The organism is Bacillus sp. EKM202B, assembly GCF_011066025.1.
GTDB lineage: Bacteria > Bacillota > Bacilli > Bacillales > Bacillaceae_G > Bacillus_A > Bacillus_A toyonensis.
This window is the reverse complement of the sequence record NZ_JAAMNK010000006.1, coordinates 127,840-141,843: the sequence shown is the minus strand read 5'-3', so window position 1 is coordinate 141,843 and position 14,004 is coordinate 127,840. Positions and strand designations below refer to the sequence as shown.

General features: G+C 36.4%; 11 protein-coding genes and 2 other annotated features (1 of these 13 only partly in view). All 11 genes read left to right on the top strand.

Annotated elements, in window-relative coordinates; all coding sequences use genetic code 11:
* Window positions 1–211 precede the first annotated feature (211 nt).
* The 11 genes from polA to thrS all read left to right on the top strand — a co-directional run bounded on the left by polA (window position 212) and on the right by thrS (window position 13,776).
* Window positions 212–2,845, top strand: coding sequence for a DNA polymerase I (polA, locus tag G9F74_RS10315; RefSeq protein ID WP_016109176.1), 2,634 nt, complete (start codon window positions 212–214; stop codon window positions 2,843–2,845).
* Between the two features lie 12 nt (window positions 2,846–2,857).
* On the top strand, window positions 2,858–3,688 hold the full coding sequence (mutM, locus tag G9F74_RS10310; protein WP_001114490.1) for a DNA-formamidopyrimidine glycosylase: 831 nt from the start codon (window positions 2,858–2,860) through the stop codon (window positions 3,686–3,688).
* Between the two features lie 72 nt (window positions 3,689–3,760).
* Window positions 3,761–4,393 carry a sporulation membrane protein YtaF gene (gene ytaF / locus G9F74_RS10305; protein ID WP_000281731.1) on the top strand — a complete coding sequence of 211 codons (633 nt, stop codon included), beginning with the start codon at window positions 3,761–3,763 and terminating at the stop codon, window positions 4,391–4,393.
* Window positions 4,394–4,447: 54 nt separating this feature from the next.
* Window positions 4,448–5,050, top strand: a complete 603-nt coding sequence (coaE, locus tag G9F74_RS10300) for a dephospho-CoA kinase (protein ID WP_016109175.1) — start codon at window positions 4,448–4,450, stop codon at window positions 5,048–5,050.
* A gap of 109 nt (window positions 5,051–5,159) precedes the next feature.
* Entirely contained in the window at window positions 5,160–6,188 is a 1,029-nt protein-coding gene (locus G9F74_RS10295) for a glyceraldehyde-3-phosphate dehydrogenase (protein ID WP_000198973.1), read from the top strand.
* A gap of 387 nt (window positions 6,189–6,575) precedes the next feature.
* On the top strand, window positions 6,576–6,959 hold the full coding sequence (speD, locus tag G9F74_RS10290) for an adenosylmethionine decarboxylase (protein WP_002003660.1): 384 nt from the start codon (window positions 6,576–6,578) through the stop codon (window positions 6,957–6,959).
* Window positions 6,960–7,246: 287 nt separating this feature from the next.
* Complete coding sequence (gene nrdR, locus G9F74_RS10285) at window positions 7,247–7,708, top strand: transcriptional regulator NrdR (RefSeq protein WP_001203687.1); 462 nt, start codon at window positions 7,247–7,249, stop codon at window positions 7,706–7,708.
* A gap of 292 nt (window positions 7,709–8,000) precedes the next feature.
* Window positions 8,001–9,401 (top strand): replication initiation and membrane attachment family protein, encoded by a 1,401-nt coding sequence (locus G9F74_RS10280; RefSeq protein ID WP_016109174.1) that lies wholly within the window; start codon window positions 8,001–8,003, stop codon window positions 9,399–9,401.
* 33 nt (window positions 9,402–9,434) lie between these two features.
* Window positions 9,435–10,373 (top strand): primosomal protein DnaI, encoded by a 939-nt coding sequence (gene dnaI / locus G9F74_RS10275; RefSeq protein WP_000400118.1) that lies wholly within the window; start codon window positions 9,435–9,437, stop codon window positions 10,371–10,373.
* Between the two features lie 276 nt (window positions 10,374–10,649).
* Window positions 10,650–11,531 carry a putative sporulation protein YtxC gene (gene ytxC / locus G9F74_RS10270; protein ID WP_016109173.1) on the top strand — a complete coding sequence of 294 codons (882 nt, stop codon included), beginning with the start codon at window positions 10,650–10,652 and terminating at the stop codon, window positions 11,529–11,531.
* 31 nt (window positions 11,532–11,562) lie between these two features.
* Window positions 11,563–11,791: a binding site (T-box leader), on the top strand.
* Window positions 11,792–11,838: 47 nt separating this feature from the next.
* The gene (gene thrS, locus G9F74_RS10265; RefSeq protein ID WP_000786073.1) at window positions 11,839–13,776 is read left to right on the top strand and encodes a threonine--tRNA ligase; all 1,938 of its coding nucleotides are present in this window, start codon (window positions 11,839–11,841) and stop codon (window positions 13,774–13,776) included.
* Between the two features lie 210 nt (window positions 13,777–13,986).
* Window positions 13,987–14,004 (top strand) — a sequence feature (ribosomal protein L20 leader region); it runs 103 nt beyond the window's last position.

Here is a 14,004-nt window from a genome sequence, read left to right as displayed (position 1 = left end):
GAAAACCCCTTCATCCAAGGAGTAATTTTGGACGAGAATAGTTATGCTGTTCTCGTCACTTCCCTTTATGCCAATATAAGTTTGATATATATGAAAGAAAAAAACCGTTATTTTTCTTCTCTCTATTAGTCATGTTAATATAGAGAGAGGAAAGGAACGGTTTTTTTTCTATGTGAAAATCGTTTCAAATTTGTATGGGGAGGTTTCTATTGTGGAAAAAAAAGTCGTATTAGTAGATGGTAATAATATCGCGTATCGTGCTTTCTTTGCACTACCGCTTTTAAATAACGACAAAGGTATACATACGAACGCAATTTACGGTTTTACAATGATGTTAATGAGAATATTAGAGGAAGAAAAGCCAACGCATATGCTTGTTGCGTTTGATGCAGGAAAAACGACATTCCGTCATAAAACGTATAGCGAGTATAAAGGAGGACGTCAAAAGACTCCACCTGAGTTATCAGAACAATTCCCGTTTATTCGTGAGATGCTTGATGCATTTAATGTACCGCGTTATGAACTAGAAAATTATGAAGCGGATGACATTATGGGGACGTTAGCGAAAGAAGCGAGTGAGCAAGGGTTTCATGTTAAGGTTATTTCAGGAGATAAAGATTTACTTCAACTTGTTTCTGATAATACGCTTGTATGTATACCTCGAAAAGGGATTACAGAAGTAGATGAATATACGAAAGAAGCTTTATTTGAGAAATACAGTTTATCACCAAAGCAAATTATCGATATGAAAGGTTTAATGGGGGACCAGTCAGATAATATTCCGGGTGTACCAGGAGTTGGTGAAAAAACTGCAATTAAATTGTTAACGCAATTTGAAACGGTTGAAGCAGTGTATGAAAATATCGATCAAGTAAGCGGGAAGAAATTAAAAGAAAAACTAGAAGCGAATAAAGAACAAGCTCTTATGAGTAAAGATCTTGCAACTATTATTACAGATGCGCCGATTACAGTGCATGTGGATGATATGGAGTATAAAGGATATGAAGCAAGTGATGTGATTCCAATGTTCGAGAATTTAGGATTTACATCTCTTTTGAATAAATTAGGTGTTACGCCAGAAGAAACAGCTCCAGCTGAATTAGATGATATTACATTTGATATTGTGGAAGAAGTTACAGAAGAAATACTTCAGCAAGATAGTGCGCTTATTGTAGAAGTACAAGAAGATAACTATCATAAAGCGGACATTCAAGGTTTTGGTATTCAAAATGAAAATGGTTGCTACTTTATTCAGACGGACATAGCTCTTGCATCCGAAGCTTTCAAAGCATGGCTTGCAAATGGAGAAATGAGAAAGCATACATTTGATGCGAAGCGAGCTATCGTTGCACTCAAATGGAAGGGTATAGATATTCAAGGAATCGACTTTGATTTATTAATTGCTGCTTATTTACTTGATCCAGCTGATACGGATAAAGATTTCCGTACTGTAGCGAAAATGAAAGAAACGCATGCCGTGAAATCGGATGAAGAAGTTTATGGAAAAGGTGCGAAGCGTGCTGTTCCAGAGCTAGAAGTAGTAGCGGAGCATGTAGCTCGAAAAGTGCATGTATTATATGATGTAAAGCAAACGTTCTTGGAAGAATTAAAAAAGAACGAGCAATATGAATTGTTTACAGAGTTAGAATTACCACTTGCACGTGTACTAGCTGATATGGAAGTAAAAGGTGTAAAAGTTGATACGGAGCGCCTTCGTAATATGGGAGAAGAACTTGCGGGTAGATTAAAGGAAATGGAACAGGAAATTTATAAGCTTGCGGGAACAGAATTTAATATTAATTCACCGAAGCAACTTGGGGTTATTCTGTTTGAGAATTTAAACTTACCAGTTATTAAAAAGACGAAAACAGGTTATTCTACGTCAGCTGATGTACTAGATAAACTTATGAATCATCATGAAATTATTCCAAACATTTTACATTATCGTCAGTTAGGGAAATTAAATTCAACTTACATTGAAGGTTTACTAAAAGTTGTACATGAAGATTCATCGAAAATTCATACTCGCTTTAATCAAGTTTTAACACAAACAGGTCGATTAAGTTCAACAGATCCGAACTTGCAAAATATACCGATTCGATTAGAAGAAGGAAGAAAGATTCGTCAGGCATTTGTTCCATCAGAAGAAGGATGGATTATGTATGCGGCCGATTATTCACAAATTGAACTTCGTGTATTAGCTCATATTGCAAATGATAAAGGGCTAGTTGAAGCGTTCCAACATGATATGGATATTCATACGAAAACAGCTATGGACGTATTCGGTGTTGGAAAAGATGAAGTAACTTCGAATATGAGACGACAAGCGAAAGCTGTTAACTTCGGAATTGTGTATGGTATTAGTGATTACGGTCTTTCACAAAACTTAGGAATTACAAGAAAAGCAGCAGCGGAATTTATTGAAAAGTATTTAGAAAGTTTCCCTGGTGTACAAGAATATATGGATGACATCGTAAAAGATGCGAAACAAAAAGGGTATGTGACTACCTTATTAAATCGTCGCCGTTACATTCCGGAAATTACGAGTCGTAATTTCAATTTACGTAGCTTTGCTGAGCGTACAGCTATGAATACACCAATTCAAGGTAGTGCTGCAGATATTATAAAGATAGCTATGATTATTATGGCAGATCGTTTAGAAGAAGAAGGATTACAAGCGCGTCTTCTTCTGCAAGTACACGATGAATTAATCTTTGAAGCACCAAAAGAAGAAATTGAAAAATTAGAGAAGCTTGTACCAGAAGTAATGGAGCATGCAATTGAACTCGCAGTTCCACTGAAAGTTGATTATTCTTACGGTCCAACTTGGTACGACGCAAAATAAGGAAGTGATGAAATGCCTGAATTACCAGAGGTTGAAAACGTCAGACGGACACTCGAAAATCTTGTAACAGGAAAAACGATTGAAGATGTTATTGTTACGTATCCAAAAATAGTAAAACGACCAGATGATGCGGAAATCTTTAAAGAAATGCTCAGAGGCGAGAAAATTGAAACGATAAAGCGAAGAGGTAAGTTTTTGCTTTTATATGTAACGAATTATGTTATCGTTTCACATTTGCGTATGGAAGGAAAGTTTTTACTGCATCAAGAGGATGAGCCAATTGATAAGCATACGCACGTCCGTTTCTTATTTACAGATGGAACTGAATTACATTATAAAGATGTGAGAAAGTTTGGTACGATGCATCTCTTTAAAAAAGGTGAAGAGTTGAATCAAATGCCTCTTGCTGACTTAGGTCCAGAGCCATTTGATGCTGAATTGACACCACAGTATTTACAAGGAAAATTGCAAAAGACAAATCGTAAAATAAAAGTCGTATTATTAGATCAGCGTCTTTTAGTAGGGCTTGGAAATATATATGTAGATGAAGTTTTATTCCGTTCTCATATCCATCCGGAGCGAGAAGCTGCATCTTTAACGGAAGAAGAAATCGAAAGAATTTACGAAGCAATTGTTACGACGCTAGGCGAAGCAGTGAAGCGAGGCGGAAGTACAATTAGAACGTATATGAATTCGCAAGGGCAAATTGGTTCATTCCAAGAACTTTTAAATGTATATGGGAAAAAGGGAGAACCATGTGTAACTTGTGGCACGATATTAGAAAAAACAGTTGTTGGCGGAAGAGGGACGCATTATTGCCCAATTTGTCAGCCTAGAATATAGAAAAGAGATAACATCGGATAGGCATTTGTCATATACATACAGCAGAGCTATGTATAAGGGAGGAGCTTACCGATGTACCTTTATTTATCTCTTATTTTATTAGCTTTTACATTAAGCTTAGATAGCTGTAGTGTAGGGCTGACATATGGTTTGAGAAGCGTAAGAATTCCACTAAGATCAATTATAATTATCGGAATCTGTTCAGCCGCTGTTATGCTTGTTTCAATGGGAATTGGACATATGATTGCGAAAATATTTTCACCTGTTATCGCAACGCGTATCGGTGGGCTTGTTCTTATTGGAATAGGGATTTGGGTATTATATCAATTTTTTCGAAGTGATAAAAAGGAAGAACCGAAGCAAGAAGAGAAGGTTTGGAAACTAGAAATTGCTTCACTTGGGTTAGTAATTCAAATTTTACGGAAACCGACTGTTGCAGACTTTGATAAATCGGGAACTATTTCTGCAGGAGAAGCGCTACTTCTTGGTATCGCACTTTCCGTGGATTCGTTTGGTGCTGGAATTGGTGCATCTTTATTAGGTTATGCACCCGCTATGATGGCAATATTAGTTGCAGTTATGAGTTCTTTATTTTTGTTTATTGGAATGAAGCTGGGTACAGTTTTATCGAATATGAAATGGTTACAAAAATTTACATTCCTGCCTGGGGTATTACTCATTATTATTGGAATTTGGAAAATGTAAGTATAGGCGTGGAACATTAGTTTCGCGCCTTTTATTATGAGGAGGAGAAGTATTATGACAGTGGTAATTGGATTAACGGGAGGAATTGCAAGCGGAAAAAGTACGGTATCAGAAATGTTTCGTGAGCTAAGTATACCGGTTATTGACGCAGATGTTATTGCAAGAGAAGTTGTAGAACGAGGAAAACCAGCATATAACAAAATAGTAGAAGTATTTGGAACGGAAGTGTTACAAAAAGATGGAGAACTGGATCGGCCGAAATTAGGAAATGTTGTTTTCTATAATGAAGAAAAACGATTGCAGTTAAATAAAATTGTTCATCCTGCAGTACGTGAGGAAATGAATGCACAAAAGGAAATGTACATAAAAGAAAGTATGCAAGCGGTTGTGTTAGATATCCCTCTTTTGTTTGAAAGTAAATTAACAAGTCTCGTTGACCGCGTTTTAGTTGTAGCTGTCACGCCTGATACGCAATTAAAACGTTTAATGGAGCGAAATAATTTTTCGAAAGAAGAAGCAAAAGCACGTATACAATCGCAAATGCCGTTAGAAGAAAAAGTGAAGCATGCGGATGAAGTAATAAATAATGATGGCACAATTATGGGAACGAAAACACAATTACAGGGAATTTTAAAGAAATGGAACATTATTGACTAAAAAATTGTGAAATTAATGAAAATGCTTAGTGACATATCCCCTTTTTGTGTTATACTATTATTGGGATTGGAGATAAATAGTATAACGCATTCAAGGGGGATAACATATTATGACTCGTGTGGCAATTAATGGATTTGGACGTATTGGGAGAATGGTATTTCGTCAGGCAATAAAAGAAAGCGCATTCGAAATTGTAGCAATCAATGCAAGCTATCCATCTGAAACGTTAGCACATTTAATTAAATATGATACAGTTCACGGCAAGTTTGACGGAACAGTAGAAGCATTTGAAGATCACTTATTAGTTGATGGGAAAATGATTCGCCTTTTAAACAACCGCGATCCAAAGGAATTGCCTTGGACAGATCTAGGTGTTGAAGTTGTAATTGAAGCAACTGGTAAATTTAATTCAAAAGAAAAAGCAATTCTTCACGTTGAAGCTGGAGCGAAAAAAGTTATTTTAACAGCGCCTGGTAAAAATGAAGATGTAACAATTGTAGTTGGTGTGAACGAAGACCAATTAGATATTACAAAACATACCGTTATTTCAAATGCATCTTGTACAACAAACTGTTTAGCGCCTGTTGTGAAGGTGTTAGATGAGCAGTTTGGAATTGAAAACGGTTTAATGACGACTGTTCACGCTTATACAAATGACCAAAAAAATATTGATAACCCACATAAAGATTTAAGAAGAGCACGTGCTTGCGGACAATCAATCATTCCGACAACGACAGGTGCTGCGAAAGCGCTAGCAAAAGTTCTTCCGCATTTAAACGGAAAACTTCATGGTATGGCACTTCGTGTACCAACACCAAACGTGTCTCTTGTTGACTTAGTAGTAGATGTAAAACGTGATGTGACAGTTGAAGCTATTAACGATGCATTCAAAACGGTTGCAAACGGTGCGTTAAAAGGTATTGTAGAATTTAGCGAAGAGCCTTTAGTATCTATTGACTTTAATACAAATACACACTCAGCTATTATTGATGGCTTATCTACAATGGTAATGGGTGATCGTAAAGTAAAAGTACTTGCTTGGTATGATAACGAGTGGGGCTACTCTCGTCGTGTTGTAGATCTTGTAACGTTAGTTGTTGACGAATTAGCGAAACAAAAAAATGTGCAACATATTTAAGTGAATAAGGGAGAGGGCAAGTGAATATTGCCCTCTCTTTTTTATTTTTTTCTGAAAAGGAAAAAAATTATATGAGTATATTTTGGAAAGTGGACATACCACGAAGCGTTGTTATTACTGTATTTGTGAATCATTTCTTTTTTTTAGGGAAAAGTAAAGAGGAAAATATGACAGAAAATCGAAAAAACTGTTGTTGCAAAATGAAAATAAACAAAGTATACTAACACTCGTAAACTTAAGAGCTGAGGTACGTAGTCACTACTTAAAGGGTTAGGACCTCTCTGGACTAACTTTCCCCCGTGGTAGTGGAGCAAGCCAAATTGCAAATTAGTTTTCAATTCGAACAGTTAGAATAAATTTACAAGGGGGAACTGTAGAATGGATACTATGGATACGATGGGTCGTCACGTGATCGCTGAACTTTGGGATTGCGATTTCGACAAGCTTAATGACATGCCGTATATTGAACAATTATTTGTGGATGCAGCACTAAGAGCTGGTGCTGAAGTGCGTGAGGTTGCTTTCCATAAATTTGCACCACAAGGTGTAAGTGGAGTAGTAATTATCTCGGAATCACATTTAACAATTCATAGCTTTCCGGAGCACGGTTACGCAAGTATTGATGTTTATACTTGTGGGGATCGTATTGATCCAAATGTTGCTGCAGAATATATTGCAGAAGGTTTAAACGCGAAAACGCGTGAGAGCATCGAGCTTCCTCGAGGCACTGGTAGCTTCGAAATTAAGCAGAGAGAAACAAAAGCTCTTTAAAAAAGAACATAATTGATTTAAAATGTAAAGAGGTGTATAATGCACCTCTTTTTTAGTTTATAAAAAAGGAAAAACATAACGTGTTCATTAGTTAGTTAAATGGAGCTCTCACACATAAGTTAGTGCTACATCTACCATCTTATTTTGTTGGGAAAATAGATGATGAAATCATGTATTTAAACTTAGAGTGGTAAGAGCATTAGAATGAGTTATATAATATTGTATATATATTTTTACGTGAATGAAGTAGAGAAAAATAAAAATCAAATTGTAAGGGAGTGAATGAATTGCGTTGTCCATCCTGTTCTCATAATGGCACAAGAGTGTTAGATTCGCGTCCGGTAGACGAAGGGCGCTCTATTCGAAGAAGGAGAGAGTGTGAAAGTTGTTTAAGTCGCTTTACGACATTTGAAAGAGTAGAAGAGTCACCTCTTATCGTTGTTAAAAAAGAAGGCACACGAGAAGAGTTTAATAAAGAAAAGATTTTACGCGGTTTAATTAAAGCATGTGAGAAAAGACCAGTATCTTTAAGACAATTAGAGGAAGTAACACAAAGTGTGGAACGTGAACTTCGTAATTTAGGTATATCAGAAGTGAAAAGTGATATGATTGGTGAAATTGTTATGGAAGAACTTCGTGATATCGATGATGTTGCTTACGTACGCTTTGCTTCTGTATATCGTCAATTTAAAGATTTAAATGTATTTATTGAAGAATTAAAAGATATACTGCAAAAAGAAAGAGAATAGAAGCTGTATTCAATTCTCTTTACATACTGTAAGTAATGAGGTAAGAGAGCTAGAAGCGTAAGCTAATAGCTCTTTTTCGCTAATAATCATTGGGGATTTTGTTCATCCCAAAATGAGTATTAGCCTTAACCAATCGGGCATTTACGGGAAGGTATCTCCTGCCAAACTTCCGTGCATTCGCCGAATTTTGATGTGGGAGTCTTACTGCCCGCAAATAGCGGGATAAAATATATAATGAAGATAGAACGAATGAATTAGAGGATAGATTGGATGAAAGAAAGGAAAAGCAAGAATGCAAAAACAGTCATGGATGGAGCTATTGCCGATTGATCGTTATAAAGTAAGTACGAAAGGACTACTACATAATTACGACCGAAAAGTGTTAACGATGTTGTATCAGCCGTTAATAGGTAGTAGAGCTTTTAGCTTGTACATGACGCTATGGGGGGCGTTAGAGCAAGATCGTGTATTTGGAAAAGAGAATACACATCATTCCCTTATGGTGACCATGCAAATGCAACTTCCCGAAATATATGAGGAACGAGTAAAGCTAGAGGCAATTGGGCTTTTAAAGGTATATATTAAGAAAGAAAAAGATATTCGAATGTTTATATACGAATTGCAACCACCTTTATCTCCAAAGCAGTTTTTTGATGATATTGTTTTAAGTATCTTTTTATACAATCGATTGAGTCGGACAAAATATAATCAAGTAAAACAATATTTCTTAGAAGAAGAATTTGATTTTGCTTCTTATGAAAATATTACACGTTCTTTTAATGAGGTGTTTGATTCGTTTAATCCAGGACAGCTTGAGCATGCGCAAGAAGAACTCCGTATTCCAAAAGCGACAACGATGCCAAATAATGAAAAGGGAGATGCTCCTAAAGTTTGGAACGATTTCTTTGATTTCTCCTTATTTGTAGACGGATTGTCCGCTCTTGTTCCTAAAAAGGCGATTACAGATCAAGTGCGAGAATGTGTCATTACACTTGCTTACGTGTATGGTGTGGATGTGTTATCGATGCAAAATATCGTTCTTGGTGCGGTGACAGAGATGCAAACAATTGATATGGGAAGGCTTAGAAAAGGAGCGCGCGATTGGTACCAATTCGAAAATGGTCAAGCGTTACCAATATTAAGTGAAAGAGTACAGCCACACGCTGCACGTACGATGAAAGAGAAAGAGCCTTCATCGCAAGAAGAGATGCTTATAAAACAATTAGAAGAAATCTCACCAAAACAACTATTGAAAGAGATTTCTGGTGGTGCAGAGGCGACGAAAGCGGACTTGCAAATTGTTGAGGATGTTATGATCAATCAAAAATTAACGCCAGGAGTTGTGAATGTACTTATTTATTACGTTATGCTACGCTCAGATATGAAGCTTGCGAAAACGTATGTGGAGAAGATTGCTGGGCATTGGGCTCGTAAAAAGGTCGGTACAGTAGCTGAAGCAATGGCGCTAGCAAAAGAAGAAAACCGTCAATACCAAGAATGGGCTGAGACGAAGAAAAAAGGTCGTACAGCGAAGAAAACAGTACGAAAAGAAATGGTACCAGATTGGTTGAAAGAAGAGCCGAAAGAAAAAGAAACTGTGAAAAATGATGTAGGTGCGGAAAAAGATACAAGTACGTTAGAAGATGAACGAAAACGACTAGAAGAAGTGTTGAAAAAATATAAGCGTGATTAATAGAAGAGAATGAACGCTCTTTGAGGTGAGAAAATGGAGCATATTCAAAATTCATTTACAAAATTAATGGAAAATGAAAATTTTAAAAACAGATATGAAGTATTAAAGGCGGAAGTGATGGCACATCCGCGTGTGAAAGAATTTATAGACGAGCATAAAGGCGAAGTAACAACTTCTATGATTGAGCGCAGTCTTGTGAAGTTATATGAATATATTGGACAATGTGTAGGTTGTTCAGATTGTCCGGATCTAGGGACATGTAAAAATATGCTGCAAGGATATGAGCCGAAGCTCGTTATCCAAGGTAAGATGATTGATATTCAATACGATCGTTGCATTAGAAAAGTAGCATATGATGAGAGAAAAAAATATGAAAAACTCGTTCAAAGTGTGTATATGCCAACGGATATTTTACAGGCGACTATGGAAAATTTAGACCCTTCAGAGTTAAATGCACGTATTGATGCAATTGGTGCAGCGAATGAATTTTTAAGCACATATGAACCGGGTAAAAAAGTACAGGGGCTATATCTTTACGGTAAATTTGGTGTAGGGAAAACATATCTTTTAGGGGCGATTGCGAATGAGCTTGCTCGAAAGAAAATAAGTTCCATGCTCGTATACTTCCCAGAATTTTTACGTGAAATTAAAAGTTCGATTCAAGATAATTCAATTGGAGAAAAGATTGATGCGGTTAAACGGGTACAAGTTTTAATGTTAGATGATATCGGAGCGGAAGCGATGTCTAGTTTCGTACGTGACGATGTACTCGGTGCAATCTTACAATTCCGTATGCTAGAAAACTTACCAACGTTCTTTACGTCTAATTTTGATTTCAAACAGTTGGAACATCACTTAACGTATACACAGCGCGGTGAAGCAGAAGAAATGAAAGCGGCCCGTATTATGGAACGAATTAAATATTTAGCGAAACCAATTACAATCGGTGGGAAAAACCGCCGTCATAAGTAAAGAGCAAGCTGAGAAGCTTGTTCTTTTTTTGTTTTGAATGCTTTTCAGCGTAGTCGAATTGTAAAACGAACAGTTCTTATGGAAAATTCATAGTAGCTTGTATCATTTTTTTCTCCCTCCCTTAATATATATAAAATTAGCAAGCCATATCGAGTGGATTTTCTAACGAAAGGAAATGCAATTCTACTAAGAGTGAACTTCCACGGGCCAAACTCTTATAGGATTTGTAACGTATAGATACAATCCTTTAGAGCGGGGATAAAAGGGGGGACAAAAGTGATTGAAATTTGCTTCGAAGAAAAAAATGATGCTATGCACGTATATAAACAACTACTGAAAAGGGCGGAAGTGTTATATAAAGAAACGAGTGTATATTTACAGGAACAAAAAATTGTAATTCACATACCAGTATGTGAATCACACTATATTGAAAAGATTTTATTGCCAGTCATGGTATATTTCATTGTGAATGTGAAACAAAATGAGTGGATTTATACAATTTTAAAAGAAAAGTTTTTTTATGAAGAACAAGAAGAGTGTCATCAAATATTGCATATAGCACAAGAAGTTTTAAAGGGAAGAAGAAAAGGGGTTGCTCGTGAGTTAACACGTTACACATTTGAATCGTATATTAAGTCTTCTTTAAATAATTGGCTTTGTGATCCGCTCTCATTCTCGTTTTCATCATATGTTCGTTTTCGTCTTCGTACATATAGGGAAATGGTAGCTAAGCTTACTGAAGTGGCAATTGATGAGTATAAGATGGAACAAGAATATCAAATGTTCATTGAGACGCTCCGGCAACAAGTTAGTAATCGAAAGTCACGTTTGTCCTGTATGCATCTTATTTTTGATGAAAGTTTTATTTTCTATGATGATAAAGGTAGACGTTTAAAACAGGAGAAATTGGTCCAATATATAGATGAAGATTTGCTAAAGCAAAAAGATGTATATATTGATACAAAAGTAATTGCACCACTTCTTTCTATTTCACCGAAAAAAATCTATTTGTATACGAAAGAACAAGACCATAATATGATTATTACTTTGCGAAACGTATTTCAAGAACGGATACAAATACACGGATTACATGAGTTTGAACGCAATGTGAAAAATTTAAAAAATAAAGGTAACGCCCTTGATTTTCTAAGTTTTTGAGCATATAATTACCTACATAAATGAAATATATTGAAATGTCATGATGAGGACATGAGTAGTTTTCTACGATTTTCAGAGAGGGAAGCCTTAGGGTGTGAGCTTCCTAGTACGGGATTATTACTTACCACCTCTAAACTTTAGCAGTGAACGATTTTTTTAGTAATTGCTAACGGACAACACCGTTATGTTGAACTTGAGCAATTAACAATCATGTTAATTGGAACAAGGGTGGAACCACGAATTCAACACTCGTCCCTTTTTACGGGATGAGTGTTTTTTATTTTGAGAAAAAGAGGAGTGACCAGTGATGGCAGATGTAGTTAAAATTACTTTCCCTGATGGAGCTGTGAAGGAGTTTCCAAAAGGCGTAACAACTGAAGAAATCGCAGCTTCTATTAGCCCAGGCTTAAAGAAAAAAGCTGTAGCTGGAAAATTAAACGATGAGATGATCGATCTTGTTACACCAATCGAAGAAGATGGTGCAGTTTCTATTATTACATTAGATTCAGAAGATGGCTTATACATTTTACGCCATTCAACAGCCCACCTTTTAGCACAAGCGTTAAAACGTTTATATAAAGATGCTAAGCTTGAGCTTGGCATTGGTCCAGTAATTGAAAATGGCTTCTACTACGATATTGATATGGAAGAAGCAATTACAGTTGAAGACTTCAAGAAAATCGAAAAAGAAATGCAAAAAATCGTGAACGAGAACTTAGAAATCGTTCGTCATGAAGTACCACGTGCAGAAGCACTTCGTCGTTTTGAAGAAATCGGCGATGAGTTAAAATTAGATTTAATTAACGATCTTCCAGAAGATGCAGTTATTTCAATCTATGAGCAAGGCGAATTCTTCGACCTTTGCCGCGGTGTTCACCTTCCATCTACAGGAAAAATTAAAGTGTTTAAATTATTAAGCGTTGCAGGTGCTTACTGGCGCGGCGATAGCAATAATAAAATGCTACAACGTATTTACGGTACTGCATTTGTTAAGAAAGCAGAATTAGATGAGCATTTACGTATGCTTGAAGAAGCGAAAGAGCGCGATCACCGTAAATTAGGTAAAGAATTAAAATTATTTACTAATAGCCAAAAAGTAGGACAAGGTTTACCACTTTGGTTACCAAAAGGTGCAACGATCCGTCGTATTATCGAGCGTTACATCGTTGATAAAGAAGCAAGCTTAGGCTATGATCACGTATACACTCCAGTACTAGGAAGCAGAGAGCTATATGAAACTTCTGGTCACTGGAATCACTACCGTGATGGTATGTTCCCATCAATGGAAATGGATAATGAAGAGTTAGTTCTTCGTCCAATGAACTGCCCTCACCACATGATGGTTTATAAAAACGATATTCACAGCTACCGTGAATTACCAATCCGTATTGCGGAACTTGGAACAATGCACCGCTATGAAATGTCAGGTGCGTTATCTGGATTACAACGTGTACGCGGAATGACTTTAAACGATGCGCACATTTTCGTACGCCCAGATCAAATTAAAGAAGAGTTAAAACGTGTTGTAAACTTAACTCTAGAAGTGTACAAAGATTTCGGTTTAGAGAACTATTCATTCCGTCTATCTTATCGTGACCCAGCAGATACTAAAAAGTACTATGCTGATGATGAGATGTGGGAAAAAGCACAAGGTATGTTAAAAGAAGCTATGGATGAAATGGGTCTTGATTACTACGAAGCTGAAGGTGAAGCGGCGTTCTACGGTCCAAAACTTGACGTTCAAGTTCGTACTGCTCTTGGAAAAGACGAAACACTTTCAACTGTACAATTAGACTTCTTACTTCCAGAACGCTTTGAATTAGCTTACGTTGGTGAAGATGGAAAACAACATCGTCCAGTTGTAATTCACCGTGGTGTTGTATCAACTATGGAACGTTTCGTAGCATTCTTAATTGAAGAATACAAAGGTGCATTCCCAACTTGGTTAGCTCCAGTTCAAGCGCAAGTAATTCCAGTTTCTCCGCAAGTGCATTTAGACTATGCGAAGAAAGTACAAGATGAATTGCGCCGTGCTGGTATTCGTGTTGAATTAGATACTCGCGAAGAGAAAATTGGTTACAAAATTCGTGAAGCACAAATGCAAAAAATTCCGTACATGCTTGTAGTAGGTGACAATGAAGTAACTGAAAATGGCGTAAACGTACGTAAATATGGTGAACAAAAATCAGAAACAATCGCATTAGATGCTTTTGTTGACATGATTAAAGTAGAAGGAAAACGATAAGAAAGAGCCGCGGTATATCGCGGCTTTTCTTTTTAATATAAAAGAGAAAAACTAGAAAAAATAACCATGTAACTCTTATCATAAAAAAGTATTGCATGTATGCTAGTTGTTTGTTACAATATTTCTTGTTGTTAGTAAAACACATCGCGTCTTCTTGACAGACGTCATGTCCTATGATAAACTCATCAAGGATAATAGAATATTGTTTTGTGGAACAAGTAGAAGCAC